At 53.2% G+C, this 23,291-nt stretch carries 25 protein-coding genes and 4 tRNA genes; 15 read left to right on the forward strand and 14 right to left on the reverse strand.

Going from position 1 to position 23,291, the window contains the following annotated elements; all coding sequences use genetic code 11:
* Positions 1-137 precede the first annotated feature (137 nt).
* The 7 genes from alaS to mgtE all read left to right on the forward strand — a co-directional run bounded on the left by alaS (position 138) and on the right by mgtE (position 6,726).
* Positions 138-2,756, forward strand: a complete 2,619-nt coding sequence (alaS, locus tag NL123_RS07130) for an alanine--tRNA ligase (RefSeq protein WP_494357487.1) — start codon at positions 138-140, stop codon at positions 2,754-2,756.
* Between the two features lie 95 nt (positions 2,757-2,851).
* Positions 2,852-4,093 (forward strand): aspartate kinase, encoded by a 1,242-nt coding sequence (locus NL123_RS07135; RefSeq protein ID WP_010208327.1) that lies wholly within the window; start codon positions 2,852-2,854, stop codon positions 4,091-4,093.
* A gap of 174 nt (positions 4,094-4,267) precedes the next feature.
* Entirely contained in the window at positions 4,268-4,456 is a 189-nt protein-coding gene (gene csrA / locus NL123_RS07140; protein WP_003175645.1) for a carbon storage regulator CsrA, read from the forward strand.
* 62 nt (positions 4,457-4,518) lie between these two features.
* Positions 4,519-4,609, forward strand: a tRNA-Ser gene (locus NL123_RS07145).
* A gap of 108 nt (positions 4,610-4,717) precedes the next feature.
* A tRNA-Arg gene (locus NL123_RS07150) sits at positions 4,718-4,794 on the forward strand.
* A gap of 72 nt (positions 4,795-4,866) precedes the next feature.
* Positions 4,867-4,943: transfer RNA gene (locus tag NL123_RS07155), tRNA-Arg, on the forward strand.
* Between the two features lie 340 nt (positions 4,944-5,283).
* Complete coding sequence (gene mgtE, locus NL123_RS07160; RefSeq protein WP_071490542.1) at positions 5,284-6,726, forward strand: magnesium transporter; 1,443 nt, start codon at positions 5,284-5,286, stop codon at positions 6,724-6,726.
* A 102-nt stretch (positions 6,727-6,828) separates the two neighbouring features.
* Here mgtE and NL123_RS07165 read toward each other — a convergent pair whose 3' ends face one another.
* From NL123_RS07165 to NL123_RS07175, 3 genes are all read right to left on the reverse strand, one after another.
* On the reverse strand, positions 6,829-7,155 hold the full coding sequence (locus NL123_RS07165; RefSeq protein WP_003175643.1) for an Arc family DNA-binding protein: 327 nt from the start codon (positions 7,153-7,155) through the stop codon (positions 6,829-6,831).
* Between the two features lie 383 nt (positions 7,156-7,538).
* Entirely contained in the window at positions 7,539-7,718 is a 180-nt protein-coding gene (locus NL123_RS07170; protein WP_248483812.1) for a PA3371 family protein, read from the reverse strand.
* Between the two features lie 11 nt (positions 7,719-7,729).
* Positions 7,730-7,957: a hypothetical protein gene (locus NL123_RS07175; protein WP_248483810.1), complete on the reverse strand. Its 228-nt coding sequence runs from the start codon at positions 7,955-7,957 to the stop codon at positions 7,730-7,732.
* Between the two features lie 325 nt (positions 7,958-8,282).
* Between NL123_RS07175 and NL123_RS07180 the strand changes: the two genes are divergently transcribed.
* The 6 genes from NL123_RS07180 to NL123_RS07205 all read left to right on the forward strand — a co-directional run bounded on the left by NL123_RS07180 (position 8,283) and on the right by NL123_RS07205 (position 14,668).
* Positions 8,283-8,359: transfer RNA gene (locus NL123_RS07180), tRNA-Arg, on the forward strand.
* Positions 8,360-8,687: 328 nt separating this feature from the next.
* Positions 8,688-9,296: a hypothetical protein gene (locus NL123_RS07185; protein ID WP_494357488.1), complete on the forward strand. Its 609-nt coding sequence runs from the start codon at positions 8,688-8,690 to the stop codon at positions 9,294-9,296.
* Positions 9,297-9,367: 71 nt separating this feature from the next.
* Positions 9,368-10,810: a DUF8370 family protein gene (locus tag NL123_RS07190; protein ID WP_494357489.1), complete on the forward strand. Its 1,443-nt coding sequence runs from the start codon at positions 9,368-9,370 to the stop codon at positions 10,808-10,810.
* Between the two features lie 662 nt (positions 10,811-11,472).
* Positions 11,473-11,832, forward strand: a complete 360-nt coding sequence (gene tnpB, locus NL123_RS07195) for an IS66 family insertion sequence element accessory protein TnpB (RefSeq protein ID WP_027912621.1) — start codon at positions 11,473-11,475, stop codon at positions 11,830-11,832.
* 18 nt (positions 11,833-11,850) lie between these two features.
* The gene (gene tnpC, locus NL123_RS07200) at positions 11,851-13,395 is read left to right on the forward strand and encodes an IS66 family transposase (protein WP_494357040.1); all 1,545 of its coding nucleotides are present in this window, start codon (positions 11,851-11,853) and stop codon (positions 13,393-13,395) included.
* 274 nt (positions 13,396-13,669) lie between these two features.
* Positions 13,670-14,668: a DUF4238 domain-containing protein gene (locus NL123_RS07205; RefSeq protein WP_494357490.1), complete on the forward strand. Its 999-nt coding sequence runs from the start codon at positions 13,670-13,672 to the stop codon at positions 14,666-14,668.
* Positions 14,669-14,738: 70 nt separating this feature from the next.
* Here the strand turns inward: NL123_RS07205 and NL123_RS07210 are convergent, their stop codons facing one another.
* The 4 genes from NL123_RS07210 to NL123_RS07225 form a co-directional block, all read right to left on the reverse strand.
* A complete protein-coding gene (locus tag NL123_RS07210) occupies positions 14,739-14,951 on the reverse strand; it encodes a hypothetical protein (protein ID WP_494357491.1) in 213 nt (70 codons plus the stop codon).
* A 75-nt stretch (positions 14,952-15,026) separates the two neighbouring features.
* Positions 15,027-15,209 (reverse strand): helix-turn-helix transcriptional regulator, encoded by a 183-nt coding sequence (locus NL123_RS07215; RefSeq protein ID WP_494358284.1) that lies wholly within the window; start codon positions 15,207-15,209, stop codon positions 15,027-15,029.
* A gap of 80 nt (positions 15,210-15,289) precedes the next feature.
* Positions 15,290-16,015 carry a hypothetical protein gene (locus tag NL123_RS07220; RefSeq protein WP_494357492.1) on the reverse strand — a complete coding sequence of 242 codons (726 nt, stop codon included), beginning with the start codon at positions 16,013-16,015 and terminating at the stop codon, positions 15,290-15,292.
* A 55-nt stretch (positions 16,016-16,070) separates the two neighbouring features.
* Positions 16,071-17,078, reverse strand: a complete 1,008-nt coding sequence (locus NL123_RS07225; RefSeq protein ID WP_494357493.1) for a phage major capsid protein, P2 family — start codon at positions 17,076-17,078, stop codon at positions 16,071-16,073.
* A 141-nt stretch (positions 17,079-17,219) separates the two neighbouring features.
* Between NL123_RS07225 and NL123_RS07230 the strand changes: the two genes are divergently transcribed.
* Positions 17,220-17,474 carry an ogr/Delta-like zinc finger family protein gene (locus NL123_RS07230; RefSeq protein ID WP_446432658.1) on the forward strand — a complete coding sequence of 85 codons (255 nt, stop codon included), beginning with the start codon at positions 17,220-17,222 and terminating at the stop codon, positions 17,472-17,474.
* 157 nt (positions 17,475-17,631) lie between these two features.
* On the opposite strand, the gene NL123_RS07235 is transcribed toward NL123_RS07230, so the two are convergent.
* The 6 genes from NL123_RS07235 to NL123_RS07260 form a co-directional block, all read right to left on the reverse strand.
* Positions 17,632-19,182 (reverse strand): DUF3631 domain-containing protein, encoded by a 1,551-nt coding sequence (locus NL123_RS07235; RefSeq protein WP_494357494.1) that lies wholly within the window; start codon positions 19,180-19,182, stop codon positions 17,632-17,634.
* Complete coding sequence (locus NL123_RS07240; RefSeq protein WP_446432660.1) at positions 19,179-19,532, reverse strand: virulence-associated protein E; 354 nt, start codon at positions 19,530-19,532, stop codon at positions 19,179-19,181. Before NL123_RS07240 ends, NL123_RS07235 begins: the two co-directional genes overlap by 4 nt.
* A 398-nt stretch (positions 19,533-19,930) precedes the next feature.
* A complete protein-coding gene (locus NL123_RS07245; RefSeq protein WP_494357495.1) occupies positions 19,931-20,269 on the reverse strand; it encodes a helix-turn-helix transcriptional regulator in 339 nt (112 codons plus the stop codon).
* Positions 20,229-20,468 carry a hypothetical protein gene (locus NL123_RS07250; protein ID WP_446432662.1) on the reverse strand — a complete coding sequence of 80 codons (240 nt, stop codon included), beginning with the start codon at positions 20,466-20,468 and terminating at the stop codon, positions 20,229-20,231. Before NL123_RS07250 ends, NL123_RS07245 begins: the two co-directional genes overlap by 41 nt.
* Positions 20,465-20,596, reverse strand: a complete 132-nt coding sequence (locus NL123_RS07255; protein WP_494357496.1) for a hypothetical protein — start codon at positions 20,594-20,596, stop codon at positions 20,465-20,467. The genes NL123_RS07250 and NL123_RS07255 overlap by 4 nt, the downstream gene beginning before the upstream one ends.
* A 252-nt stretch (positions 20,597-20,848) precedes the next feature.
* Positions 20,849-21,049 (reverse strand): helix-turn-helix domain-containing protein, encoded by a 201-nt coding sequence (locus NL123_RS07260; protein ID WP_446432663.1) that lies wholly within the window; start codon positions 21,047-21,049, stop codon positions 20,849-20,851.
* A 114-nt stretch (positions 21,050-21,163) separates the two neighbouring features.
* Between NL123_RS07260 and NL123_RS07265 the strand changes: the two genes are divergently transcribed.
* On the forward strand, positions 21,164-21,700 hold the full coding sequence (locus tag NL123_RS07265; protein WP_494357497.1) for a hypothetical protein: 537 nt from the start codon (positions 21,164-21,166) through the stop codon (positions 21,698-21,700).
* Here NL123_RS07265 and NL123_RS07270 read toward each other — a convergent pair.
* On the reverse strand, positions 21,697-22,908 hold the full coding sequence (locus NL123_RS07270; protein WP_494357498.1) for a site-specific integrase: 1,212 nt from the start codon (positions 22,906-22,908) through the stop codon (positions 21,697-21,699). The two genes, NL123_RS07265 and NL123_RS07270, sit on opposite strands and share 4 nt — an antisense overlap.
* Positions 22,909-23,291: the final 383 nt, after the last annotated feature.

Genomic DNA, 23,291 nt, shown 5'->3' on the forward strand with positions numbered 1-23,291 from the left:
CCGTCTAATTGAGCCTCTCTATCGCATAAACACGCTGTACCACCGGCAAAGGGCCGATATAATGCGGCCCTTTGCCGACGCTCCGTCTGATGATGTTGCGCACTGGCCTTTGGCCGCAGCCTCCGTGGAAGAACCTAATGAAAAGCGCAGAAATCCGTGAAGCCTTCCTTCGCTTCTTCGAAGAGCAAGGTCACACCCGTGTCTCCTCCAGCTCCTTGATCCCAGGCAATGACCCTACCCTGCTGTTCACTAACGCGGGGATGAACCAGTTCAAGGACTGCTTCCTGGGCCAGGAAAAGCGCGCGTACACCCGCGCCGTCAGCAGCCAGAAATGCGTACGCGCCGGTGGCAAGCACAACGACCTGGAAAACGTCGGCTATACCGCCCGTCACCACACTTTTTTCGAAATGCTCGGCAACTTCAGCTTTGGCGATTATTTCAAGCAAGACGCGATCAACTTCGCCTGGACCTTCCTGACTGGCGTGCTGAAACTGCCGAAGGAAAAACTCTGGGTCACCGTCTACGCCAGCGATGACGAAGCGTATGACATCTGGACCAAGGAAGTCGGCGTGCCGGCTGAGCGCATGGTGCGCATCGGCGACAACAAAGGCGCACCGTACGCCTCCGACAACTTCTGGACCATGGGCGATACCGGTCCGTGCGGCCCTTGCACCGAGATCTTCTACGACCACGGCGCTGACATCTGGGGCGGCCCACCGGGCTCGCCAGAAGAAGACGGCGACCGTTACATCGAGATCTGGAACAACGTGTTCATGCAGTTCAACCGCACCGCCGATGGCGTGTTGCATCCGTTGCCAGCGCCGTCGGTGGATACCGGCATGGGCCTGGAGCGGATCAGTGCGGTGATGCAGCACGTGCACTCCAACTACGAGATCGACCTGTTCCAGAGCCTGCTGGCCGCTGCGGCCAAGGCCATTGGTTGCACCAATGAAGACCAGGCTTCCCTCAAGGTTGTGGCCGACCACATCCGTTCCTGTGGCTTCCTGATTGCCGACGGTGTGCTGCCGTCCAACGAAGGCCGTGGCTACGTGCTGCGTCGCATCATCCGTCGTGCTTGCCGTCACGGTAACAAGCTGGGTGCCAACGGCAGTTTCTTCTATCAGATCGTCGCGGCCCTGGTGGCCGAGATGGGCGAAGCCTTCCCGGAACTCAAGCAGAACCAGGCGCACATCGAGCGCGTGCTCAAAGCTGAAGAAGAGCAGTTCGCCAAGACCCTTGAGCAGGGCCTGAAGATCCTCGAGCAAGACCTCGCCAACCTGCAAGGCTCCGTGGTGCCGGGTGACGTGGTGTTCAAGCTCTACGATACCTACGGTTTCCCGATGGACCTGACTGGCGACATCGCCCGTGAGCGCAACCTGACCCTCGACGAGGAAGGTTTCGAGCGCGAGATGGAAGCCCAGCGCGTGCGTGCACGTTCGGCCAGCTCGTTCGGCATGGACTACAACAGCCTGGTCAAGGTTGACGTAGCCACTGAATTCACCGGTTACAAGGCCACCAGCGGCTCGGCCAAAGTGGTCGCCCTGTATAAGGACGGCCAGTCGGTTGATGTACTGAATGAAGGCGATGACGGTGTTGTGGTTCTGGACCAGACCCCGTTCTACGCCGAGTCCGGTGGCCAGATTGGCGACTGCGGTTTCCTCAAGGCGGCTTCCGGTCGTTTTGATGTGCGTGACACCACCAAGACCGGCGGTGCGTTCCTGCACCACGGTGTGTTGGCTTCGGGCAGCCTGACCGTGGGTGCGCCGGTCGATGCCCAGGTGGACGCTGATGTGCGTCATGCCACTTCGCTGAACCACTCGGCCACGCACTTGCTGCACGCCGCGCTGCGCCAGGTTCTGGGTGAGCACGTGCAGCAGAAGGGTTCTTTGGTAGACAGCCAGCGCCTGCGTTTCGACTTCAGCCACTTTGAAGCGATCAAGCCTGAGCAGATCAAGGCCCTGGAAGACATCGTCAACGCCGAGATTCGCAAGAACACCGCGGTAGAAACCGAAGAAACCGATATCGAGACCGCCAAGGCCAAGGGCGCCATGGCGCTGTTCGGCGAGAAGTACGGCGACAGCGTGCGTGTACTGAGCATGGGCGGTGACTTCTCGGTGGAGCTGTGTGGCGGTATCCACGCCAACCGTACCGGCGACATCGCCCTGCTGAAAATCATCAGCGAAGGCGGCGTGGCCTCCGGTGTGCGTCGTATCGAAGCGGTGACCGGCGCTGCGGCCCTGGCCTACCTGAATGCGGCGGAAGAACAACTCAAGGAAGCGGCCAGCCTGGTCAAGGGCAGCCGCGACAATCTGATCGACAAGCTGTCCGCTGTGCTGGAGCGCAACCGCGCCCTGGAGAAACAGCTGGAGCAGTTGCAGGCCAAGGCGGCCAGTGCGGCCGGCGACGACCTGTCGGCTTCGGCGGTGGACGTCAAGGACGTCAAAGTCCTGGCTGCACGCCTGGACGGCCAGGACGGCAAGGCGCTGTTGGCCTTGGTCGATCAGTTGAAGAACAAGCTCGGCCGCGCAGTGATCCTGCTCGGCGGTGTCCATGAGGATAAGGTCGTGCTGGTTGCAGGTGTGACCAAGGACCTGACTGGCCAACTCAAAGCCGGTGATTTGATGAAGCAAGCCGCCGCGGCAGTGGGCGGGAAGGGTGGTGGTCGTCCGGACATGGCGCAAGGCGGTGGTGTAGACGCCGGCAGCCTGGACGCGGCCCTGGCCCTGACCGTGCCGTTTGTCGAGGCAGGTATTTAAGGCACTGTTAACCGGCCCGTGGTCTAGTCACGGGCCGGTGTGGTGCTGGTTGATTGGATATTAGGCGCCCCTTTACGGGCTGAGGCGGCTTAGAAATGGCTTTGATCGTACAGAAATTTGGAGGCACCTCGGTCGGCTCTGTCGAAAGAATCGAGCAGGTGGCCGACAAGGTTAAGAAGTTCCGCGATGCCGGCGACGACCTGGTGGTGGTGCTGTCGGCCATGAGCGGCGAGACCAATCGCCTGATCGATCTGGCCAAGGCAATCAGTGGTGATCAACAGCCGCTGCCGCGTGAGCTGGATGTGATCGTGTCCACCGGCGAGCAGGTGACTATCGCGTTGCTGGCCATGGCGTTGAATAAACGCGGTGTGCCGGCGGTGTCCTACACTGGCAGCCAGGTGCGCATCCTCACCGATAGCGCGCATACCAAGGCGCGTATCCTGCAGATTGACGATCAGAAAATCCGTACGGACCTGAAAGCCGGGCGCGTGGTAGTTGTAGCAGGCTTCCAGGGTGTGGACGAGCAGGGCAACATCACCACCCTCGGGCGTGGCGGTTCGGACACCACCGGCGTGGCGCTGGCAGCGGCCCTCAAGGCTGATGAATGCCAGATCTACACCGATGTGGATGGCGTCTACACCACCGACCCGCGTGTGGTGTCCGTGGCTCAGCGCCTGGACAAGATCACCTTTGAAGAGATGCTGGAAATGGCCAGCCTCGGTTCCAAGGTGTTGCAGATCCGTGCGGTGGAGTTCGCCGGCAAGTACAACGTTCCGCTGCGCGTATTGCACAGCTTCAAGGAGGGTCCGGGCACCCTCATTACTATTGATGAAGAGGAATCCATGGAACAGCCGATCATTTCCGGTATCGCTTTCAACCGTGATGAAGCCAAGCTGACTATCCGTGGCGTGCCGGATACCCCGGGCGTGGCGTTCAAGATCCTGGGTCCTATCAGCGGTGCCAACATCGAAGTCGACATGATCGTGCAGAACGTTTCGCACGATAACACCACCGATTTCACCTTCACTGTGCACCGCAACGAGTACGATGCGGCCGAGCGGATCCTGCAGAACACTGCCAAGGAAATCGGCGCCCGTGAAGTGGTTGGTGATACCAAGATTGCCAAGGTGTCGATCGTGGGCGTGGGCATGCGCTCCCATGCCGGCGTTGCCAGCCGCATGTTCGAGGCCCTGGCCAAGGAAAGCATCAACATCCAGATGATCTCCACCTCGGAAATCAAAGTCTCGGTGGTGATCGAAGAGAAGTACCTGGAGTTGGCTGTACGCGCTCTGCATACCGCTTTTGAGCTGGACGCTCCGGCCCGACAGGGCGAGTGACGCAGTGCCTGGAAGGCGCGGTTTACCGCGCCTTTCCTTTTTTTGTAGGGCGCATGTTCTTTTGCGCGCGCTCGACAATACTTAGGCGGTAGGGCTATGGCCTTTGGGTTGTAGGTCGAAGGCCTTTTTTTTGCAGACTGTTGTTCCTGAACTGAAATGCGTGAGGAGAAAGGTATGCTGATTCTGACTCGTCGTTGCGCAGAAAGCCTGATTATCGGTGATGGCGAAATCACCGTGACCGTGCTCGGCGTCAAAGGCAATCAAGTGCGTATCGGGGTTAACGCTCCGAAAGAGGTAGCGGTGCACCGCGAGGAAATCTACCTGCGGATCAAGAAAGAGAAGGACGAAGAACCAAGCCTTTAATTTTTATCGTTTTTTATGTTTGCAAACGGGGATGAACGTGGTTAATATACGCCCCGTGTTGCGGAGAGCTGGCCGAGTGGCCGAAGGCGCTCCCCTGCTAAGGGAGTACACCTCAAAAGGGTGTCGGGGGTTCGAATCCCCCGTTCTCCGCCATTATTTGCTTAGTACGTTGCAATCTGGTTTTTTCGGTAAGTTGTTGAAATTACTCGAAAAAATAGCTTTACATAGAGATTGAACGGCCTATAATGCGCGGCAACAAATGCACTCGTAGCTCAGCTGGATAGAGTACTCGGCTACGAACCGAGCGGTCACAGGTTCGAATCCTGTCGAGTGCACCATTTAAGAGTCAGTTGCAGCAATGCAGGTGATTCGGTTACAACCAGTTGTGATCTGGTCTAAAAACACAATCTGCACTCGTAGCTCAGCTGGATAGAGTACTCGGCTACGAACCGAGCGGTCACAGGTTCGAATCCTGTCGAGTGCACCATACAAACAAAAAGCCCGCCTAGTGCGGGCTTTTTGCCGTCTGGGGTTTGTGTGGGATTTGTTCTTTTTCTCTCGCCTTCATGTGTTTTCCTCATCCGCTGCGTCGTCGCAGTTCATAGATGCGGCCGTTGCTCAGCTTTGGCTCGCAAGCGCTTGTTCTTTCCAGTTTTTTGACGTTTAAAGTGGCCGGGCGGTGTATCATTGCGCCCGTCAGCCCCGCCGGGGCTTGTGGAATACCTCCATGGACTTACCCAGTAGTTACTCAGTACCCCGTTTTACCAATCATGAATTGACTGATTGATCCTTCCGGCGTGCCCCGCTGCTGGGAGTGGAGTTCGCCTATGACCGAAGTAGAAGTAAAGAAAACACAAGAAAGCCTGCAGGATCGCCTGGCTCAAGTCATTGAGCTGCTGCAGCGCCAGCGTGTGGTCGAAGACCTTACGCACCGCCAGGATGGCCCGAATAACAACCTGGTTGAAAACCTGGTTCACCGGCAAAACCTCGTCGAGCTGCAGCGCAAGCTTGACGACCTGCACTCCGCCGACGTCGCCTATATTCTCGAAGCCTTGCCGCTGGATGATCGACTGACCCTATGGCAGTTGGTCAAGGCTGACCGCGACGGCGACATCCTCCTCGAAGTGTCCGACTCGGTTCGTGAAACCCTGATCGCCGACATGGACGATCACGAACTCCTGGCTGCAGCCAAGGAGATGGACGCCGACGAACTGGCCGACCTGGCCCCTGAGCTGCCTCGTGATGTTGTCCATGAGCTCATGGAAGCGTTGGATACTCAGCAGCGCGAGCGTGTGCGCTCCGCGCTGTCCTATGACGAGGACCAGGTCGGCGCCCTGATGGACTTCGAGATGGTCACCATCCGTGAAGACGTCAGCCTGGAAGTGGTGCTGCGTTACCTGCGCCGACTCAAAGAGCTGCCAGGTCACACCGACAAATTGTTCGTGGTGGATTACGAAGGCATTCTCAAAGGCGTGCTGCCGATCAAGCGCCTGCTGGTCAATGATCCGGAGAAGAAAGTTGCCGACCTGATGGCCAGCGACACCGTGAGCTTTCATCCGGACGAGGACGCTTACGACGCGGCCCAGGCATTCGAGCGTTACGACCTGATCTCGGCGCCGGTTGTCGACAAGAACGGCAAACTGATTGGTCGTCTGACCATCGATGAAATCGTCGACTTGATTCGTGAAGAAAGCGAGACCGAAGTCCTCAACATGGCGGGTCTGCGTGAAGAGGAAGATATCTTTGCCTCGGTTTGGCGCTCGCTGCATAACCGTTGGGCGTGGTTGGCCATCAACCTGATCACAGCCTTTATCGCTTCGCGGGTTATTGGCTTGTTCGAAGGGTCGATCGAGAAGTTGGTGGCGCTTGCAGCACTTATGCCGATTGTGGCCGGGATCGGCGGAAACTCGGGTAACCAGACGATTACCATGATCGTGCGCGCCATGGCGCTGGATCAGGTGAGTACCGCCAATTCATCGCGTTTGCTGCGTAAGGAGCTGGCGGTTGGCCTCATCAACGGTCTTGTGTGGGGTGGGGTGATCGGTGTGGTGGCTTACTTGCTGTATGGCAGTTGGTCGCTGGGGGTGGTGATGACGGCTGCGATGACCCTCAACCTGCTGCTGGCGGCGCTGATGGGCGTATTGATCCCGATGACCCTGGCTCGTCTTGGGCGTGACCCTGCCATGGGGGCCAGTGTGATGATCACGGCCATGACCGACAGTGGTGGCTTCTTCATCTTCCTGGGTCTGGCGACGATCTTTCTACTTTGATTCCATCCGGCGGGAGCGTATCTGCTCCCGCCTTGCATTCTCTTCCCAAATCCCAGGCAAAAAAAAGCCAGCACATGGCTGGCTTCGGCTTTCAGTTGCAGATCAATTGGCTTCTGCGGCCGCCTCAACGTCGTGCGCGATAAGCGAGACGAGAGCATTTTGCTGGCGGTGGGAGAGCTGACGAAAACGCTGCAGCAGTTCGCGTTCGTGCAACGACAGCTCTGGGCTGTCCAGGCGCATGCTCAACTCGTCGCCCAGCGCACCTTCCTGAATGAGGCTTTGTTCCAGGCGAGCGATGATTTCGGAGTTCATGCTGCGGTGATGATTGCGAGCCACCTCGGCAATGCGTTCCCGCATTCCGTCTGGCAGACGTACGACGAACTTGTCAGCCGTACGGCTGGAATAAATTGCCTGTTTCAATGGGCGCATATATTTAACCGGTTAGTTCAGGGGAGCGGTTTTTGGAATTGGCCGCAAGATGAGTGTTAAGACAAGGCTCACGACCAAAGTTCAACCTGAATTGCAAAGAGGCCGCATCATGCCTCAGATTTGACAGTTCCTTGGCGTCAATTCTGTGACAAATATTGAACTGCCTAAAGGCTTTATGCCAGCACTCATTTGCATTTTTGCGGACTGGTTGGAAAATTTTTCACCGCGTGAATCCGCGAGGGAACTTCCCGCAAGCCCGGGCCACTACAGGGTTTCAGGCCGCACATCCTATAGCAAAGTGGCCCTTTGCCCTTAGCTTTAAGACTAGTGGCAATTTGCCGATATGCGAGGGTCAGGCGACATAAGGTCGGGCGCAGAGGGGATTAGCGCAGGACAGGGTCGAATTTGATGCGACGACCGACGATGAGCGTCAGCAATAAGAGGCTGGCGAATACACCGCTGGCAATGAAAGCGGTGGTTGTGCCGTCTTGAGATTCCGCACCCAAACCCAGAACCGCTGTGGCAACGGTCAGGCACAGGAACAGCCAGGCATATTTATTCATCAGCGGCTTCCTCAGAATACCCAGTGTTCAGTAGCAGGTGCCGCTTGGGTGTCTTGGGTCAGGCGTACCGGCGATTGCGCATTCGGAGTCATCACTGCCAGTTGCGGGCGTTGTTGCAAATGGTGGGGGATGGCCTGGCTGATCTGCGCAGGGTCGTTGCTACCGGTGGATTGAAAATGAAACATGACCAACGCGGCCAGGGCGACGGTGTTCAGGGCTAACAGAAGGGCACTGTTCATGATTATGTTCTCCGTTTAACGCCGAGGCTTATTGGGGTTGTAGGAGAAGTATTGCAGGTGTCGTGCCAATCTATTAATTCAATAAAATCAGATACTTACCGATGGTTTTAATGGCTTTTAGGTTGCAATTTGCAATGATGGCATTTTGAGGGAGTGCATTTTGCACGATACAGCCCGTGCGCCCGCGTCGCCGGGGTTGAAACACGATCAACCAGGCAAGTATCGGCCTACACTCAAAAAGCCTACGGACGACATGACAAAACCTACCCTGGCCGTTAACATGCACGCCGTCTGTCGCCGCGTCCCAGTGTAGCGGCTGTCATTTGTCCCAGTAGCTCAATTGGATAGAGCATCCCCCTCCTAAGGGGAAGGTTGGCAGTTCGAACCTGCCCTGGGACACCATATTTTTCAATGCTTCCGGACCAGGAAGGTCGTTTTCTTCTCATGCGGTGACAGCAGCGTGACAGCAAACTAGATGCTCCTGGTTACTCCTCTCTATACTTCTGCTGAGATTTCTTCCCTATTTTCAGCTCTCACACCCTGTCGACGCTGAAATTGAATCAGTCCTTCTGCGCCGTAAACAAAGCGCGCGCTTCGCAGCTTGTTGCGGGTTGACAGCATTACCCTGCAAAACGCCTGATCCTTCCTTCTTGTGATTGCAAAAAGCCTCTATTGGTCTAGAGTTCATAGAACGAGCAAAAAAAGCGATTTTTTGTCTAGGGGGTCAAGGATGCCGAGAATTTCTCTCACCGACGTTGTAGACATCATTTCCAAGTCGGGAACTCCCAAGGCAACAAAAGTCAGTCAAATAAAATATCGCCAATCTTATTCTCCTCAGACTGACTTCTATAAGGCTCTCAGGGAAGGCATTGTTTCAGTTCACCAGAACAGTCATTCGAAAAAAGAACTTTACGAAATTCTGAAATTTCTCACTGATGAAAAAAAGATAAAAAATTATCCGAAAGCCATCCAGGGTTATGAGAAGTGGTGGGGAAAAAAGAATATTGTTTGGAGTGCGCCGTTCAGTTCGAATTATAGCTTTCAAGGTATTGATATTGGAATTAATCCGGAGCTAGGTCTTGTCATTGAAGGCGAGCCATTTCTAATAAAGCTGTATCTCAAAGATGAGCCTCTGCAAAAGCTCCGCATAGATATCGTCTTGGCGTTGATGGCGACCGCACTATCTGGGGGGGCAGTTGCAGACTGTAAAATGGCGGTGCTTGATGTCAGAAATGGAAAGTTATTTTGCAGTTCTAATGACTCGATTTCGCAAGCGAAACTAATGAAGATGGTTAATGCGGAGCTGGCATACGTGTCTGCGCTTTGGGATCAAATATAGTTCTCAAGATTATTCAGTAGTCGATGAGTTCTCAAAAAACGGTCAGTGTTTTCTGGTGGATTAAGGGATTTATGAAATTATCGAAGCGCTTCAGTCTTTCAAAAACTCAGTTTGAACTCGATTTTGTGGATATTGATACTGATCTTGATACTAGGCTATTTGTTGATCCTTATTTGTTAGGGCTTAGGCCGGATCGCTGGTCAATGAAGGCCTCTAGTTCTGTGAGATCTTTTTTCTCACATTTTTTAGATCTTGTTCGTGAAGGAAAGGATGAAGATGCTTTTGAGTTGTTTTCACATCTTCATGAACCAAATGAAACTTGCTTGGGGCTTTCTTCGGGTAAGCCTAGAGGTAATGGCATTGGAAGTGAAGATGCAAAAAAATTATTTGAAAGCATCATGGGCAGCAAGGCGATAAAGTCTGGAAAAATTACTGATTTAGAGGACTTCAGATTATTCATCCCAGGCATTGGGAAAGATAAGGTATCCGACATGACTACCAACCTTATTAGGGGTAGTCTCATTGCCTACACGCAAGCTCAGTGCAAATTACACGGCATTGCTTTGACCGCTGGTGTGTCTGCGGGGCCGATCTGGGATGCCTCTAAGAAAAAATGGACTTTTTCTCATGAGGATACATTACTGGTTGAGGGGAAGAAGATCCTTCTAACACCGAAAGGTATCGTTTCTTATAGCAAGGCTTATGCGCCTGAGAACTACTACAATATGCACGTGTTGGAGTATCTTCAGCACGAGCATATAAGGTCTGGCAGTATATGGGTGGAGCATCGTAAAGATGGGACTCCCTATATATCCAAAAAGAGCTTAAAAGAGAATGTCGTTAAGGAGTTCAGCAAAGAGTGGTTGTTTGAATTTACAGAAAATCATCCATTGGTTTTTCAGTCATTCAGAGAGCAGCAAGCGGAACAGGTAAGACCTCTACCATCTGACTCAATTGATACTGAGTTGAATTTAAATGTTGTAGTTGATCACTTGATTTCTAGACTTAACGCTATCAAGCAAGGTGCTGCAACTGCTTCGGAGTACCATAAGACCATAGTTGGTGTACTGGAGATGTTGTTTTATCCGAGTGCATCTTCTCCAGTTCTTGAGGCCGAGATCAATCAAGGTAGGAAGAGGATCGATATATACTTTGAGAATTGTGCTAAGGAAGGCTTTTTCTACAATCTCCATATGATTAATAAAATCCCGTGTCCGTATGTGATCGTCGAATGCAAGAATTATACTAAGGATATACAAAATCCTGAGCTCGATCAGATGATTGGAAGGTTGACTGTTAATCGCGGCATGCTTGGGATCATAACTTGTAGGGAAATATCTAAAAAGGACCTGTTCATTGAAAGGTGCAGGGACTCATTCAAGAATGGTCATGGCTTGATAATACCGTTAACTGACGCTGATTTGATTGTTGCACTTGAGGGTCTCAAGAATGAAAAGAAAACTCCTCTTGAAGATATATTGAACGATATAAAAAATCGAATAATAATGTCTTGAATGTAGTAGGCCCCGCAGCATGCGGCATGTAATCGCTTGACGCGGGATGTTCATGATGTTGATGAGCATCCTGTAGCTGTTTTGTTCACGCCGGAGAGGGATAAAAAAAAGCATTCACTGCAAGAGCTGCAATCGAATACTTAAAAAAAACGCCATGAAAAAGCACTTATCCCCCTCCCGCCGACGCGCTTCGTGTGCGTTTTTATTGCAAACACAGGTGTAGTGCAAACCATCCTCCAGCCCATGCGGGCCGTGGGGCCTCCCAGGCAATCGTCAATTTCATTTTGTGCAAAGGTTTGAAAGAAAATGACAAACCATTGCACAGACAGCGTCCCCTTCAAGGCGGCGTTTCAAGTCACCAAACCCAATGGCAATAGGGGGGCGGCGGAGTTTTCTCAAAGCGAACGGCTTGTTTTCTTGGGGGTTCATGCTTATGAGGTGGGAGCTAAGGGAAAGCGTGCAGGCCTTATGGTGCAAAGCTTCCAGCCTGGTCTGGCTGGTTATTTCATTTTCACTTCTCGACATGCAAGTGCTTGCGGGGGCGTTTGCGTCATTGCATGGACGTGATCGCATATTTGTAAGCGATCCATCACCTACACATTCAAAGCCTCAAGTTGAAATCTGATGCTGTGCTCCCGATCCTTTTCTGGAGCCATTCCGTCATGATGCGACCCGACGCCAAAGTCGAAAAAGTCTACCTCTACCCCAAGCCCGTGGATTTTCGAAAATCCATTGATGGCCTCGCCGCTCTGGTCGAGCTGGACATCAAAGTGGCGGTGTTCGACCCTGTGCTTTTCGTCTTCCTCAACAAGCCACGCAACCGAGTGAAGATATTGTATTGGGAGCGCAACGGCTTCTGCCTCTGGCTCAAGCGCCTCGAATCCGAGCGTTTTAAAACTTCGCCCGATGCCAGCGACGAGGCGATCGTCCTGACGGTCCAGGAACTCAACTGGTTACTCGATGGTTTTGACCTTTGGCGCAACCGCCCTCATCAGGTTTTGACCCCACGCTACGTAGCCTGACCCGGTATAATCCGGGCCATGATTTCCCTGCCCGACGACCTTCCTGATGATCCTGTTTTGCTCAAGCAACTGCTGCTTGAGGCACTCAGTCGCCAGGAAGAAGTGGCCCAGGCTTATCAAACCCACATCGTCGACCTGAGAGAACAGATCAAGTTGCTGCGCGACCGCTTGTTCGGGCGCAAGTCCGAACAGACTGTCGAGCCCAACACGCCGCAACTGGCGCTGTTCAACGAGCCCGAAAGCGAGCCGATGCCGCTCGTTGATGACCCCAACGAAGAAGCCGTTGCGCCGACGCAGCGCCGTGGCAAACGCAAGCCGTTGTCGGCCGATCTGCCGCGTATCGAAGTCATCCACGAACTGCCCGAACACGAACTGACCTGTGCATGCGGTTGCCGCAAACACGCCATCGGCGAAGAGACCAGCGAGCAACTGGACATCGTGCCGATGCAGATCCGTGTCATCAGGCACATCCGCAAGGTCTACGGTTGCCGGGGCTGTGAAACTGCACCGGTCACGGCTGACAAGCCTGCCCAACTGATCGAAAAGAGCATGGCCAGCCCCAGCGTGCTGGCGATGCTGCTGACTACCAAGTATGTCGATGGCTTGCCGTTGCACCGGTTTGAAACCGTGCTCAGCCGACATGGCGTCGAGATTGCGCGCCAGACGCTGGCGCGCTGGGTGATCCAGTGCAGCGAACACTTCCAGCCACTGCTGAATTTGATGCGCGACCGCTTGCTGGAAAGCCCGGTGATCCACTGCGATGAAACGCGCGTCCAGGTGTTGAAGGAGCCGGATCGTGACCCGACCAGTCAATCCTGGATGTGGGTGCAGGCCAGCGGCCCACCGGACAAGAAAGTCGTGCTGTTCGACTACACCTCCAGCCGAGCGCAGGACGTGCCGTTGCGCTTGCTGGACAGTTATCGCGGCTACGTGATGACCGATGATTACGCGGGCTATAACGCCTTGGCGTTGCAGCCGGGCGTGGAACGTCTGGCATGCATGGCCCATGCACGCCGCAAGTTCGTGGATGCGCAAAAAGTGCAGCCCAAGGGTAAAACCGGGAGGGCAGATATCGCGCTGACGATGATCAACAAACTGTACGGCATCGAACGCGAATCCAAAGACGCCAGCGATGAACAACGGTTTATCGCTCGTCAGGAAAAGAGCTTGCCGATCCTGGCCCAACTGAAAAGCTGGCTGGCTAAGACCCAGCCGCAAGTCACGGCGCAAAGTGCACTGGGTAAGGCCGTGCATTATCTGGCGAACAACTGGAGCCGGCTGGAGCGTTACGTCGAAGCCGGTTTTTTACCCATAGACAACAACGCCGCTGAAAGAGCGATTAAGCCGTTTGTAATAGGACGCAAGGCATGGCTGTTCAGCGATACGCCCAAGGGTGCCACGGCCAGCTCCCAGATCTACAGCCTGGTCGAGACCGCCAAGCTCAACGGCCAGGAGCCCTATACGTGGCTGCGCCACGTACTGGAGCGGTTGCCGTATGCCTCGACGGTCGAAGACTACGAAGCCTTGCTGCCGTGGAACTGCTCACCGGAGATGCCACGGTAAACCGTTGACCCACCTTGGGATAGGTGGGGTTTATGGAGCGCATACGCATATTTGCGTTTTCACTGACCAGTCAATTGCATTCGTGCCGTCAACCCTTTGCATCTCCTTAACGAGAGCACGCGGTAGTAATGACTAGCAGAGAGCGGCCTGACACCGACGCTAAGTTGGCCAGTCAGCAGGCGAGCTGTCATCCCCAGGTAGGTACAACGAATGGCTTGACGGGAGCTTCGTAGGCTGGGAGCTTGCGAGCCAACACCCTATGGAACGGACGCCCATGTCGCGCAAAGACCTCGAAGCCAAGAAGCGTCACCATTACGTTTGGGCGAAATATTTGACCCGCTGGGGAAGCGGCACGAATAAAGTTTTCTACACCACGAAGACTGGCAAGATTGCCCACGACAGCGTGCGAGCCATAGCTGCTGACGACTATTTCTACAAGACCACAGCGCTTACCAACATGCATGTGGAAGTGATTAAAGGCTTCTCCAGAAAAAGCCCTGACCGTCTTCATCAGCAGCATTTGTCATACCTCAATGACTTTCTGAGGATGCAGCACGCTGAGGCCATCTATCGTGAGTCTGGTGTGCAGAATCAAGAAGCCGAGCTGCATCTTCATGCCATGAAATGCAACCTGCTGGAGAATCTTCACGCATCCCACGAAAAAGGGGCGTTCACTGTGTTGTCCGCGCTTGCTGATGAGCAACTTGATGTACTGCAAGATGACCAGCACATGATTGAGTTCATGATGTTCTTTGGACACCAGATCTCCCGCACGAAGCCTTTCCGAGATGGCGTGATCCAGGCTCAACCCCGACGCAACGCTCTAGAGATTGAAGTGGCCGACGCGATGGCGCACGCCTGGTGGTTTCTAAGCTACATGTTTGGGATGAGTATCGGATTCAACCTGTATGCGAGCCGCCAGAATGATAGGCACGCGTTATTGGTAAACGACACCAATGTGCCTTTCATTACGTCAGACCATCCTGTCGTCAACGTGCACCCGTGTGTCTCAGAGACAGAGTTCGTCGCACCTGAACACGCTGATTTTTACTATCCGATCTCTCCGCGAATCGCCTACATAATTTGCGATTCCGAACGGTTCACATCGGGCAAGAATTGGGTTGATGAAGACACCGTGGTGGAGCTCAATGCCAAGGTGGCAGCTCAATCGATGGTGCATATTATCGGTGATACGGAGAAGGCCATTCGTCCCTTCCAAACGCACATCGGGAGGCGGTACCGGAGAACTTTTGAGGGTCGTGTTACGGTCTGACCGACCGCACGCTTTTCCCTGATCGGGGGGAGGGCTGCGTAATTCGCATAGGATGGTTTCCCTTGATGCCTCATAAAATATCGGCGTTGTAGCGTTCGCTGTCGGTCGCTGTGATGCCGCCAGCGTAGTTAATGAGATCAATCGTTGTCCATGGCCCACAGCGACCTCGGAAGAATCGGATGCCCTGTTCGGCAAGTGTCTTCTCGACATCATAGCGGCGCTGGTAGCCGGTAATACGTTGGAGGTCTGCAAATACCAAGACATTGTCCACGTGGGAACTCATAGCGTATACCTCGTATGTGAAGCGCCCCAGGCAGCGTGGCGCTGCGGCTGGGGCGAAGTTATCTGAAAGGATGAGTCACAGGGTATCTGTGGAGCACCACTTGCCAGGATTTTCCTGCCAAGCAATGATTGCTGACTCACGCCATCCAACGCGACCTGGTGAGATACGGACAGGTCTTGAGAACTGTCCGCTTTTTATAACTCGCCAGAGGGTGGTTCGGGAAAGGGAGGTGGCATCGAGCACGTCCTTTTCCCGCATGAAACGATCCAGCTTACTCACGTTTTGCTCCCTACGATCAGAGCCTTTGCGAGACTCCTAGACCGACTGGCTGTTGAATCTCAGGACGCGACCTTTGTCCGCTTAAGTTTCAGAAGGGCGGCGGTAGTATTTACTACTGCTTCTTTCTGTACGGCAGGAGGCATAGTTGCCAATGTTGGTGCCAGTGTTTCTTTCTCGGCCCCATCAAATAGCTTTTCAAGTTTTTTGCCGAGAGTAATCCAGGTGAGTTCGTGGATTTTCGCTTGTCGTTCTTGCGTGGTGTTGCAGCGAGAGAGCATAACCTCATGCTCATCAAGACTTTTGAGGAATACAGCCCTGGATAAGGCAAACAACTCCAACAGAATATCGAATGTGCCTTCCTGCTTTAACGCTTTATCCAAAAGAATCTGTTGAAGATCTTTGTTGATCGAATCCGGGACGCCCACCAGCTTCAAGCGTGCTTCTGCTACTTGGATAACCAAGTTATTTTCGATTCCGGTTCGTGCTTCGGCGGTTAGGCGTAATGCCTGGGCGTCCTTCCTGAGTTGAGCACTACGTTCAATTTCTTCGTTGATTTTAACCTGGTCGATGGTGCCTGACTTGCCCTGAGCATTCCAGGAGGCGTCGGTGCGGTTGGCCTGGCCTTCAAGTTCGGCAGCTTTCTGTGTGAGTCGTTGGTTTTCTTGTAAAACTTCTGTGTACTGGTTTTGCAGAGTAATATACGCGTCTCGGTTGATCTCGAAACAAGCAAGACGTTCCTGTAGTGCAGGGTTCAGGTTGTCTCGATCAATTGTGGAAAGTTGCATTTCAATGTTCCTTTGTTAGTTAAGTTGTGTTGCTTGCTCTTTGGTGCTGGGTTTATCACACCAGCTCTACGTTTTCAGCCATGGCGAGCTTTTCAAATTGCTCTACTACATAACCTTCGTTCCGGCTGTTGTAATCTTCGACACGGTTACGCTTCGGGTTTTCCAGCATGAGCACTCGCCAGCTAGAGTCTTGGAAATAGATCGACAAGTTGTCCCAGCTGGTGACCAGTACGGCGTTAACCGGGAAGAACGGCACGCTGAAGCTTGGTACTCCGCCGTAGGTGCTCACGACCTGTACGCTTTCAATGCGTTCTTTCTCAGTGGGCGTGCCCGCCTGCTTGGTGTACAACAGTGCTTTGTCGTGAGCCAGCAGGTCAGAGCCGATGATCGCGATCAAGTCGCCGCCATCGCGAAAGTTGTCTTCAATCGTTCGCGTTACGCCATACACGAGCGCGTCCAGGTTGGCATAGTCACCGCCTTCACCGAGGCGAATCTTGCCAGCCTCCAGGCCCTGGCTGAGCACTTGGCCTGGCACCTGTTCACGGGCCTGTTGCAGCCAGCCTTTGTTGACATCTTCGAGCATGGGGAACGCTTCAATGTCAGTCTGTGCAGCGCTATGAGTGCCACGAAACCCAACCATCATGCGATCTAAGGCTATCTGCTTCTGCACTGCGTCGGAGTAACGCTTGTGGAAGTCCGGGAACTTTGCCCAAGTATCAAGCTTGGTGAATGGTAGGTCCACATCCGATTCGGTAGGTGACAGTTCGTAAGTGTTGTTGTCTAGGCTGGAAAAATCTCTCGGCTCGCGATCTGTAGTTTTGATGTTGGTTCGACCGGTTACAGGGCCAGTTACCCCGAGCATGATTTTTTCGCCTTTAATTTCACTCACGGGAACAATGTTGATACGTTCAAGAAAGTCAGATTTTGCGGTGATTTTTTCATTAAGCGACTGCGCGGTGCTGGGCTCGATAGCAAAAGAACTAGCACCGTTAGGCACTTTGTAGACTTTGGTGAGTGCCTGTTTCAAAATTGTGTACTTGATGTTGCCTTTTTTGTTGCTCATGAGTATTTCCTATTGTTGTGAATGAATTGTCGAGCTAGTAGCTTCGCTTATGCTCGGATTGAAGTGAGTGATGTGTTATTTTGTGTGTGCGCATTTTTATTACATGGTGCAACTTTCCGTCTGGTTAAGTGAGTGAGTTTGATGAGGGTTAATTGTAATTGTTGTCATGGGAAGGCATTGATATCAGAAGTCGACGAAACGTCCCCTGGTACCAAGAAGCTTTATTGTTTGTGTTTGAATGCCAGGTGTGGTCATTCTTTCGTCATGGAACTAAGTTTTTCGCATACTCTTAAGCCGTCCGCAAAGAAAATTGATGAGTCTCTTTTTGAACGATTTCGTGGGCTTTCTAATGCTCAGCAACTTCAAATGTTTGAACATTTAGAGAGTTTGAAGTGATTCGATGTTGTCCGAATCTCTCATCAGAGTGACGGGCATACCGCCGCGCATAAAACTAACGCATCTAAACCAAAATGCGTGTCTTCCAGAGGCCTGGCGTCATTGGCTAACCAGGCGATAAAGTATTGTTCTTGCAGGTAGCTCTGGTTGGAACTCATTACGGCCTCGCCACATGCAAACAGGTTTTTGTTTTGCCCTTGTCTCCTCTGTCCCCGCCAAGGGGGAGCGTGTTATCCGCTACAACGCTACAACTCATGCCGTCACCGGGCTGTAGCGTTTTTCTATCCGCAACATTCACTTCTTTTGTTGCGGATGAGAAATCGCTGTATGCCCCGTTGCCTGTGGGTTGTAGCGTTGTAGCGGATACAAAGGGAGGTTCGGCGGGAAGGTAGCGAGTCCATGCCTCTTTGAAGAACCCTTTCTCATATCCTTTTTTTACGACATCCCCCATCCGGACGTCCTTGGATTTGATTTCGAACTCCGCCAGTTTTGCCGACAGCTGACGTGCCGAAATCGGCTTGCCACGGTTCCATGTTGCCCAAGGTGCTTCTTCATCAGAAATCAATGTCTCTAGTAGTTCTGAACTGAAAATTTTGCTGGCGCGTTTGTCATCGAACATGGCTTTCACGTCCTGGAGCAATTCGATACCAATGCTTGGGGTATCACCTTCCAGGCCATGTAGAACAGTCGCTGCATGTCGTGCGAACTTGGGCCAGTGACCACCGGCGACATCGGCAATAGCCAGCAATGGCTCCCAGCAGTCGTTCGCACGGTCGTTAAGACCTTGGATAGGATCTGGACGGGCCTCGTCGATAACTGAGGCGCTATCGGCGGTGAAACGGGCCAGCTTCGCTTGGAGTTTCATCCAGATGGTTGGGTCTGAATGGCGTAGACGCTCCACTGTCTCGCCAGCAACCCGCCGGCGCAGGCGCAATGGAATGCTACGGTCGGCCAAGGTGTCAGCGATTTTGCCGATGCCGCACAACGCTTTAGCACCCCACACGTTAAAACGGGTCGGCATGTGGTCGTCACCTACGCATCGAATGACCGACGCGCTGTCTCGAGTGAACCCGGCGTTGAGGATGCCCCTAGCGTCATCGTGCGCCGCCAAGAAGGCGTCGACTTCGTCGATGAGCAAGGTTGGAGCCCACAACTCAATTGCCCGATACAACGCCGCTGGAGCGATGTTCGCGACTTGCAACGGACGATAAGCGAGCCTCCCGAGGACTGTTAACAGGATGGATTTCCCGCAGCGTTTCTCTGGTGCCGTGATGTTGGCAATCGGAGCTACTTGCACCACGTCGATCAGCCAAGTGAAGGTCACCCAAAGAGCAGCCGCACGGATAGTTTCCTTGTCTGCCGCGACATACCTTTTCATTGTGTTCGCAATGTCATCGAGAAGCTCTTCGCCACTGACTGGGTTTGGCCAGGGTTCGACTTCGCCGAAAATGTCATTTTGTGCCGCGTCTTCTTCATCCTCGGCTACCGCTGTCAGGCGGTCGAACTCTGCCATGCTGACCTGCTTGGTTTCCTTCACCTTGGCGCGGAGGCGGGCAAAGATCGATGGCTCCTTTTTACGAATCTTTTGCAGGAGGGGCAGAATCCCTGGCTCATACAGCGCCCCGGCGTCGACGCCGAGTTTCTTGACGGCGTCTCCCACTTTGTCAGTGGTAGCCCACTGATCGGCGTAACGATCTGGAGTAGTCATTCGACCCCCAGGCGCTGTTTGGCGAGATTAAAACGCTCGACGTCAACGGCATTCATATCGTTTCCTTGGTCAATCATATTTTTGCCAATCAGGTAGATCGCCCGTTCATGCCGCACGGCGGCAGGGCTGGGCCCGCTTCGTTCACGCTTTTCTCCAGGGAACAAGTCTCGTAGCTCCAAGCCGATGGCATGAGTAATTTCCAAGGCATCGCACCCAACCCAGCACTTAAGCAGTACGGTACCGTCTGATGTTTCGGTGATACTCAAACTTGGTGACTTGTCGTCGTGTGCGGGGCAGCAGGCTTTCCAGCGATCACTGCCATTGCTCTTAACTTTGTCCAGACGATTCAAAACGTTCTCTACGGGAGTCATTTCATGCCTTCAGGAGGAGAGATGCTGAGCTATTGCACATGCGGGAAAATGACGTGAGTGGTCGGCATTCATTTTCTTTTCTGGCAGTAAACCAATCCCCTCGAACTACCGTTGCACGCACAAATCCATGCGTGCCTTTGTGCGTGAATCGAGTGGCGTCCACTGGCAATGACGGGGCATCCATCACCGTCAAAACTTTTGTTGGCGGTGCTTCGAGTACATTCCGGACGTTTTTCGGGCAAGCCGATCCCGTCAACGCAACGCTGCGTTTTTGAAAGTTATTCATCGCTAGTTCCGGTAAAGCTGGGAGGGTTACAGGGCTTACACGCCTGCTGCCCGCACTGAATGGCTCAGATCAGCAGTAGCCAATCGTCATTCTATTTTCTTGATCGCCTTGCTACGGGCTGTCTGGCGCGATGTTGTCGCAACCAGGCGATTACCTCCGCTGCAAACCACCTTTTGGCAGCTTTTACTCCAGTGGAGCAGGGCTGCACACTCTTGGGGAAGCTAGGTTGAGTTACGACACGACGTTCAACTGTGTAGGCGGACAACTTCAGGTAAGTGGCGATGTCCTGTGATGTCCACAGCTGATCTTCAGTTGTAACTGCAGGCTGTTGCAGCTGCTGAACTAGCTCTCGGATCAAGCGGGTGAGATTCACCAGATCACTTTCCAAATCACTGGACATGGTTTGCTCCCCGTGATTCGAAGCGGTCATTCTTTACCTCATAAATCATGGACTGAATTACCACCGAAATATCTTCTCCAAGTGCATCCAAAAACGAGGCAATCATCTGGGGTGTGTAGGTAGTGGATCGCTGCACCTCACCAAACAAAATGCTCATCAACGTGATGGACTCCTGCGCGCGCTCAAGTTTGTGAAACTCATCTTCGGACAGGCTGTACGGGCGATTCATTTGTTCACACCCACGCGCCAAGCACCGATGCTGCGGAGAGCTTCGAGATCGATCAGGAAGGTGGTCGACGACAGTGTGAGCTGCCCCAACGATTGGCCGGCACGATCAAAAAGGCAAATGGTGATCATGCCGATACTCCCTGAGCCACAACGGGGCGATATGCAAACGATTGTTTCATCTCAACCGGCACAGGGCTGGTATCGGCATTCAACAGCAGAGTAGAATTCAGTGGTCGCATGGTTTTTCCTAAGAGTTCTGTGCGGTGGGTCGGGTCAGTGGTCGAAACACTGACTCGGCACTTTTTCTTTCAGTCCAGCTCTTGCCAGCTGGCAGTGTGTCTTGAATCCTCTCCTTTACATCCGTCCAGGATGTTGCCGCTATCATCTGCTGCCAGCCTTCGCTACCCGCTCAATCCATGCTTTCAGCTCCGTCATCAAGATCAGACGTCTGCGCCCAATCTTGAAAGCTTTGAGATCACCCGAGGCAATCACTTCGTAAATACCTGACCTCGAATGGCTCGTAAGGCGTGCTGCTTCCTCAACGCTTACGGACAGTGAGTTGACGGTTTCAGCTTGGGTCATTTGTTTCTCCTTGAGTGTCCGTTGGGACTGTACGATACTGGTTAGGACGTAAGCAGATTATTTGTAAGTAACATTTTATGCAAGCTGTTTTGTTTGTAAGTTTTTGGGGGGCGAATGGTAAACAGGTCTAAGAAGGTTGTGATTTCGGCGCGGATCGAGCCTAGGCTCAAGGCAGCTTTGGACATCGCCGCCAGCAAGCTGGATGAGAAGATCGTCAAGGTTTTGGAGGATTTTGTAGAGGAGGGGTTGAACGGGATTTTTGTAGAAAAAAATCCATTCTGGGGAGGGTTAATGCCCTCAAATTCCCAAATAAATTTTATGGAGGTTTTTGACGCGGTATGGGATGAGGATGAGGTACTTTTCAAGCTGAGAGCGGGCACCATCGGCGCTGAATTTTGTGGCGAAACACTGGCTCGCCAGGCTCAGGTAGTGATCAGCTCAGATTACTTCAAGGGTGAATACGATCTCTTCGGCGACCTGAACGGCTACACAACCATATGGGGTGGGGAGATTGAAAAGCGGTTCGTGGATCTGGCGTTGGTCAGAAAGGAATGGCGTTACATAGAGGACTACGCGGCATTCATGAGAGTCAATGACTTGGTCGATTTGCCCTATGACTATTATAAAAAAATGAAAGGCTATGGTGACTAGATAAGCTCAACCGCTGCGGCCTTGGTACCTGGTGCCAGATGCGCGTATCTGAGCGTCATCTTGATATCTGAGTGTCCTAGTAGATCCCTTACAGTGTTCAAGGGCACGCCTGCCATAACTAAGCGGGAGGCGAAATCATGTCGCATATCGTGCCAGCGAAAATTCTCGATCTTGGCCCGATCTAGTAGTCTGAGCCAGGAGCTTTTCACGTCCTCTAGACGCCCGCCGTCTTGGCTCGGAAATACATAGCGAGATTTTCCAGCCTGTTTTTTCCAATGCTCCAGAACTCCCACGGTTTCCTTATTCATTGGGATGTGCCGTGTGTCGCTCGTTTTGGTTGTATCGCCAGCGGCAGTGATCGTGTTTGTACTGAAGTTGACTGCAGACCATTTCAGATCAAATAGCTCTCCGCGCCTCATACCTGTGTTCAGTGACAGCAGTACCATTGGTTTGAGGTGATCGGTGAATGGTACCTGCAGCAGACTTTGCATTGGTTGCTTGCCACGATCCGCCCGCCACTGGTTCGCGCTTTCACGTTCAGATCGCATCTCCTCCTGTCGAGCGTCCAATGCTTCGCGCAGGCGTTTCGCCTCATCGCTGTCTAGGTAGCGGACTGAGCCTAGTGAGTCGACCTTGAGCTGCTTCAGCTTCGCCAGTGGATGCGTGCCGATATACTCCCACTCCACAGCTCGACTGAAGACACCGCTGATCGAGCCTATCTTTCGATTTACCGTCGATGGCTTGTTACCAGCTTGCATCCAGGCAGTGCGGATTTGCTCCAGGTCACGGCCAGATATTGCGTCGATGCGTTGAGACATGATCGCGTCAAAGTTGTTGTCCAGGGTGTGTAGAGTCTTTTCGTGGCCCTTGTAGTGCGCTTTAAACCACGGCATGTAGGTGTCGTCTATAAAATCGCGTAAGGATGGCAGTCCAGCACCCCTGCGTCCTTGGGTGACAGCTAGGGGCTCACCATGGGCGTGAGCATCGGCAAGATATTGGGCAGCTTCAGTTCGTGCTTGGTCTAGGGTCAGAACGCCAACTCTACCAAGGGTGGCGTTCTTATTGCGTCCCCAGGTGACCATGTAAGACTTGTGCCCGCTAGTAAGCACCCGGATAAAAAAACCGGGCTGAACCGTGTCATGTACGCGGTAAGCCTTCGGCTGAGCTGCCAGGCTATTGATGAGTCTTTGGGTAATCTTACTTTTCATTGATTTGATCCGTGACAGCAGCGTGACAGCAAAAACCACTATACGGGAGCGTTTTGTGGGACTCAACCAGACTCTAACCAACTGATACCAAGGGAGAAACCCTATGGCTGCGATGTGGTTATTAGCCCTCCTAAGGGGAAGGTTGGCCGTTCGAACCGGCCCTGGGACACCAGATTCAAAGCCCTGCACAGACTGTTCTGGCAGGGCTTTTTTGTGGGCGCCTTTCAAAGACGGGTCGAACCTTGCCGGTGTTCAGCGTTCACAGCACGTGTGCGTGCATTTTTCACAATCGGTGTACCTCACAAGCGGTCGGGCAGCGTCTGAGCCTTTAAGCAAAATAATCCCCGGAAACAGCGCAAGTTGCCTGTCCGGACCCGGTCACC

This window comes from Pseudomonas sp. FBCC-B1565, from assembly GCF_059133265.1.

What these genes read in the sequence shown, in the direction of transcription:
- NL123_RS07245 (WP_494357495.1), bottom strand. Translation starts at nt 20,269, where the DNA reads ATGACCGCTTCGAATCACGGGGAGCAAACCATGTCCAGTGATTTGGAA.
- NL123_RS07135 (WP_010208327.1), top strand. Translation starts at nt 2,852, where the DNA reads ATGGCTTTGATCGTACAGAAATTTGGAGGCACCTCGGTCGGCTCTGTC.
- NL123_RS07165 (WP_003175643.1), bottom strand. Translation starts at nt 7,155, where the DNA reads ATGCGCCCATTGAAACAGGCAATTTATTCCAGCCGTACGGCTGACAAG.
- NL123_RS07250 (WP_446432662.1), bottom strand. Translation starts at nt 20,468, where the DNA reads ATGAATCGCCCGTACAGCCTGTCCGAAGATGAGTTTCACAAACTTGAG.
- NL123_RS07205 (WP_494357490.1), top strand. Translation starts at nt 13,670, where the DNA reads ATGTCGCGCAAAGACCTCGAAGCCAAGAAGCGTCACCATTACGTTTGG.
- NL123_RS07175 (WP_248483810.1), bottom strand. Translation starts at nt 7,957, where the DNA reads ATGAACAGTGCCCTTCTGTTAGCCCTGAACACCGTCGCCCTGGCCGCG.
- NL123_RS07260 (WP_446432663.1), bottom strand. Translation starts at nt 21,049, where the DNA reads ATGACCCAAGCTGAAACCGTCAACTCACTGTCCGTAAGCGTTGAGGAA.
- NL123_RS07215 (WP_494358284.1), bottom strand. Translation starts at nt 15,209, where the DNA reads ATGCGGGAAAAGGACGTGCTCGATGCCACCTCCCTTTCCCGAACCACC.
- NL123_RS07230 (WP_446432658.1), top strand. Translation starts at nt 17,220, where the DNA reads ATGAGGGTTAATTGTAATTGTTGTCATGGGAAGGCATTGATATCAGAA.
- mgtE (WP_071490542.1), top strand. Translation starts at nt 5,284, where the DNA reads ATGACCGAAGTAGAAGTAAAGAAAACACAAGAAAGCCTGCAGGATCGC.
- NL123_RS07255 (WP_494357496.1), bottom strand. Translation starts at nt 20,596, where the DNA reads ATGATCACCATTTGCCTTTTTGATCGTGCCGGCCAATCGTTGGGGCAG.
- NL123_RS07210 (WP_494357491.1), bottom strand. Translation starts at nt 14,951, where the DNA reads ATGAGTTCCCACGTGGACAATGTCTTGGTATTTGCAGACCTCCAACGT.
- NL123_RS07190 (WP_494357489.1), top strand. Translation starts at nt 9,368, where the DNA reads ATGAAATTATCGAAGCGCTTCAGTCTTTCAAAAACTCAGTTTGAACTC.
- NL123_RS07170 (WP_248483812.1), bottom strand. Translation starts at nt 7,718, where the DNA reads ATGAATAAATATGCCTGGCTGTTCCTGTGCCTGACCGTTGCCACAGCG.
- csrA (WP_003175645.1), top strand. Translation starts at nt 4,268, where the DNA reads ATGCTGATTCTGACTCGTCGTTGCGCAGAAAGCCTGATTATCGGTGAT.
- NL123_RS07225 (WP_494357493.1), bottom strand. Translation starts at nt 17,078, where the DNA reads ATGAGCAACAAAAAAGGCAACATCAAGTACACAATTTTGAAACAGGCA.
- NL123_RS07235 (WP_494357494.1), bottom strand. Translation starts at nt 19,182, where the DNA reads ATGACTACTCCAGATCGTTACGCCGATCAGTGGGCTACCACTGACAAA.
- alaS (WP_494357487.1), top strand. Translation starts at nt 138, where the DNA reads ATGAAAAGCGCAGAAATCCGTGAAGCCTTCCTTCGCTTCTTCGAAGAG.
- NL123_RS07220 (WP_494357492.1), bottom strand. Translation starts at nt 16,015, where the DNA reads ATGCAACTTTCCACAATTGATCGAGACAACCTGAACCCTGCACTACAG.
- tnpC (WP_494357040.1), top strand. Translation starts at nt 11,851, where the DNA reads ATGATTTCCCTGCCCGACGACCTTCCTGATGATCCTGTTTTGCTCAAG.
- NL123_RS07265 (WP_494357497.1), top strand. Translation starts at nt 21,164, where the DNA reads ATGGTAAACAGGTCTAAGAAGGTTGTGATTTCGGCGCGGATCGAGCCT.
- tnpB (WP_027912621.1), top strand. Translation starts at nt 11,473, where the DNA reads ATGATGCGACCCGACGCCAAAGTCGAAAAAGTCTACCTCTACCCCAAG.
- NL123_RS07185 (WP_494357488.1), top strand. Translation starts at nt 8,688, where the DNA reads ATGCCGAGAATTTCTCTCACCGACGTTGTAGACATCATTTCCAAGTCG.
- NL123_RS07270 (WP_494357498.1), bottom strand. Translation starts at nt 22,908, where the DNA reads ATGAAAAGTAAGATTACCCAAAGACTCATCAATAGCCTGGCAGCTCAG.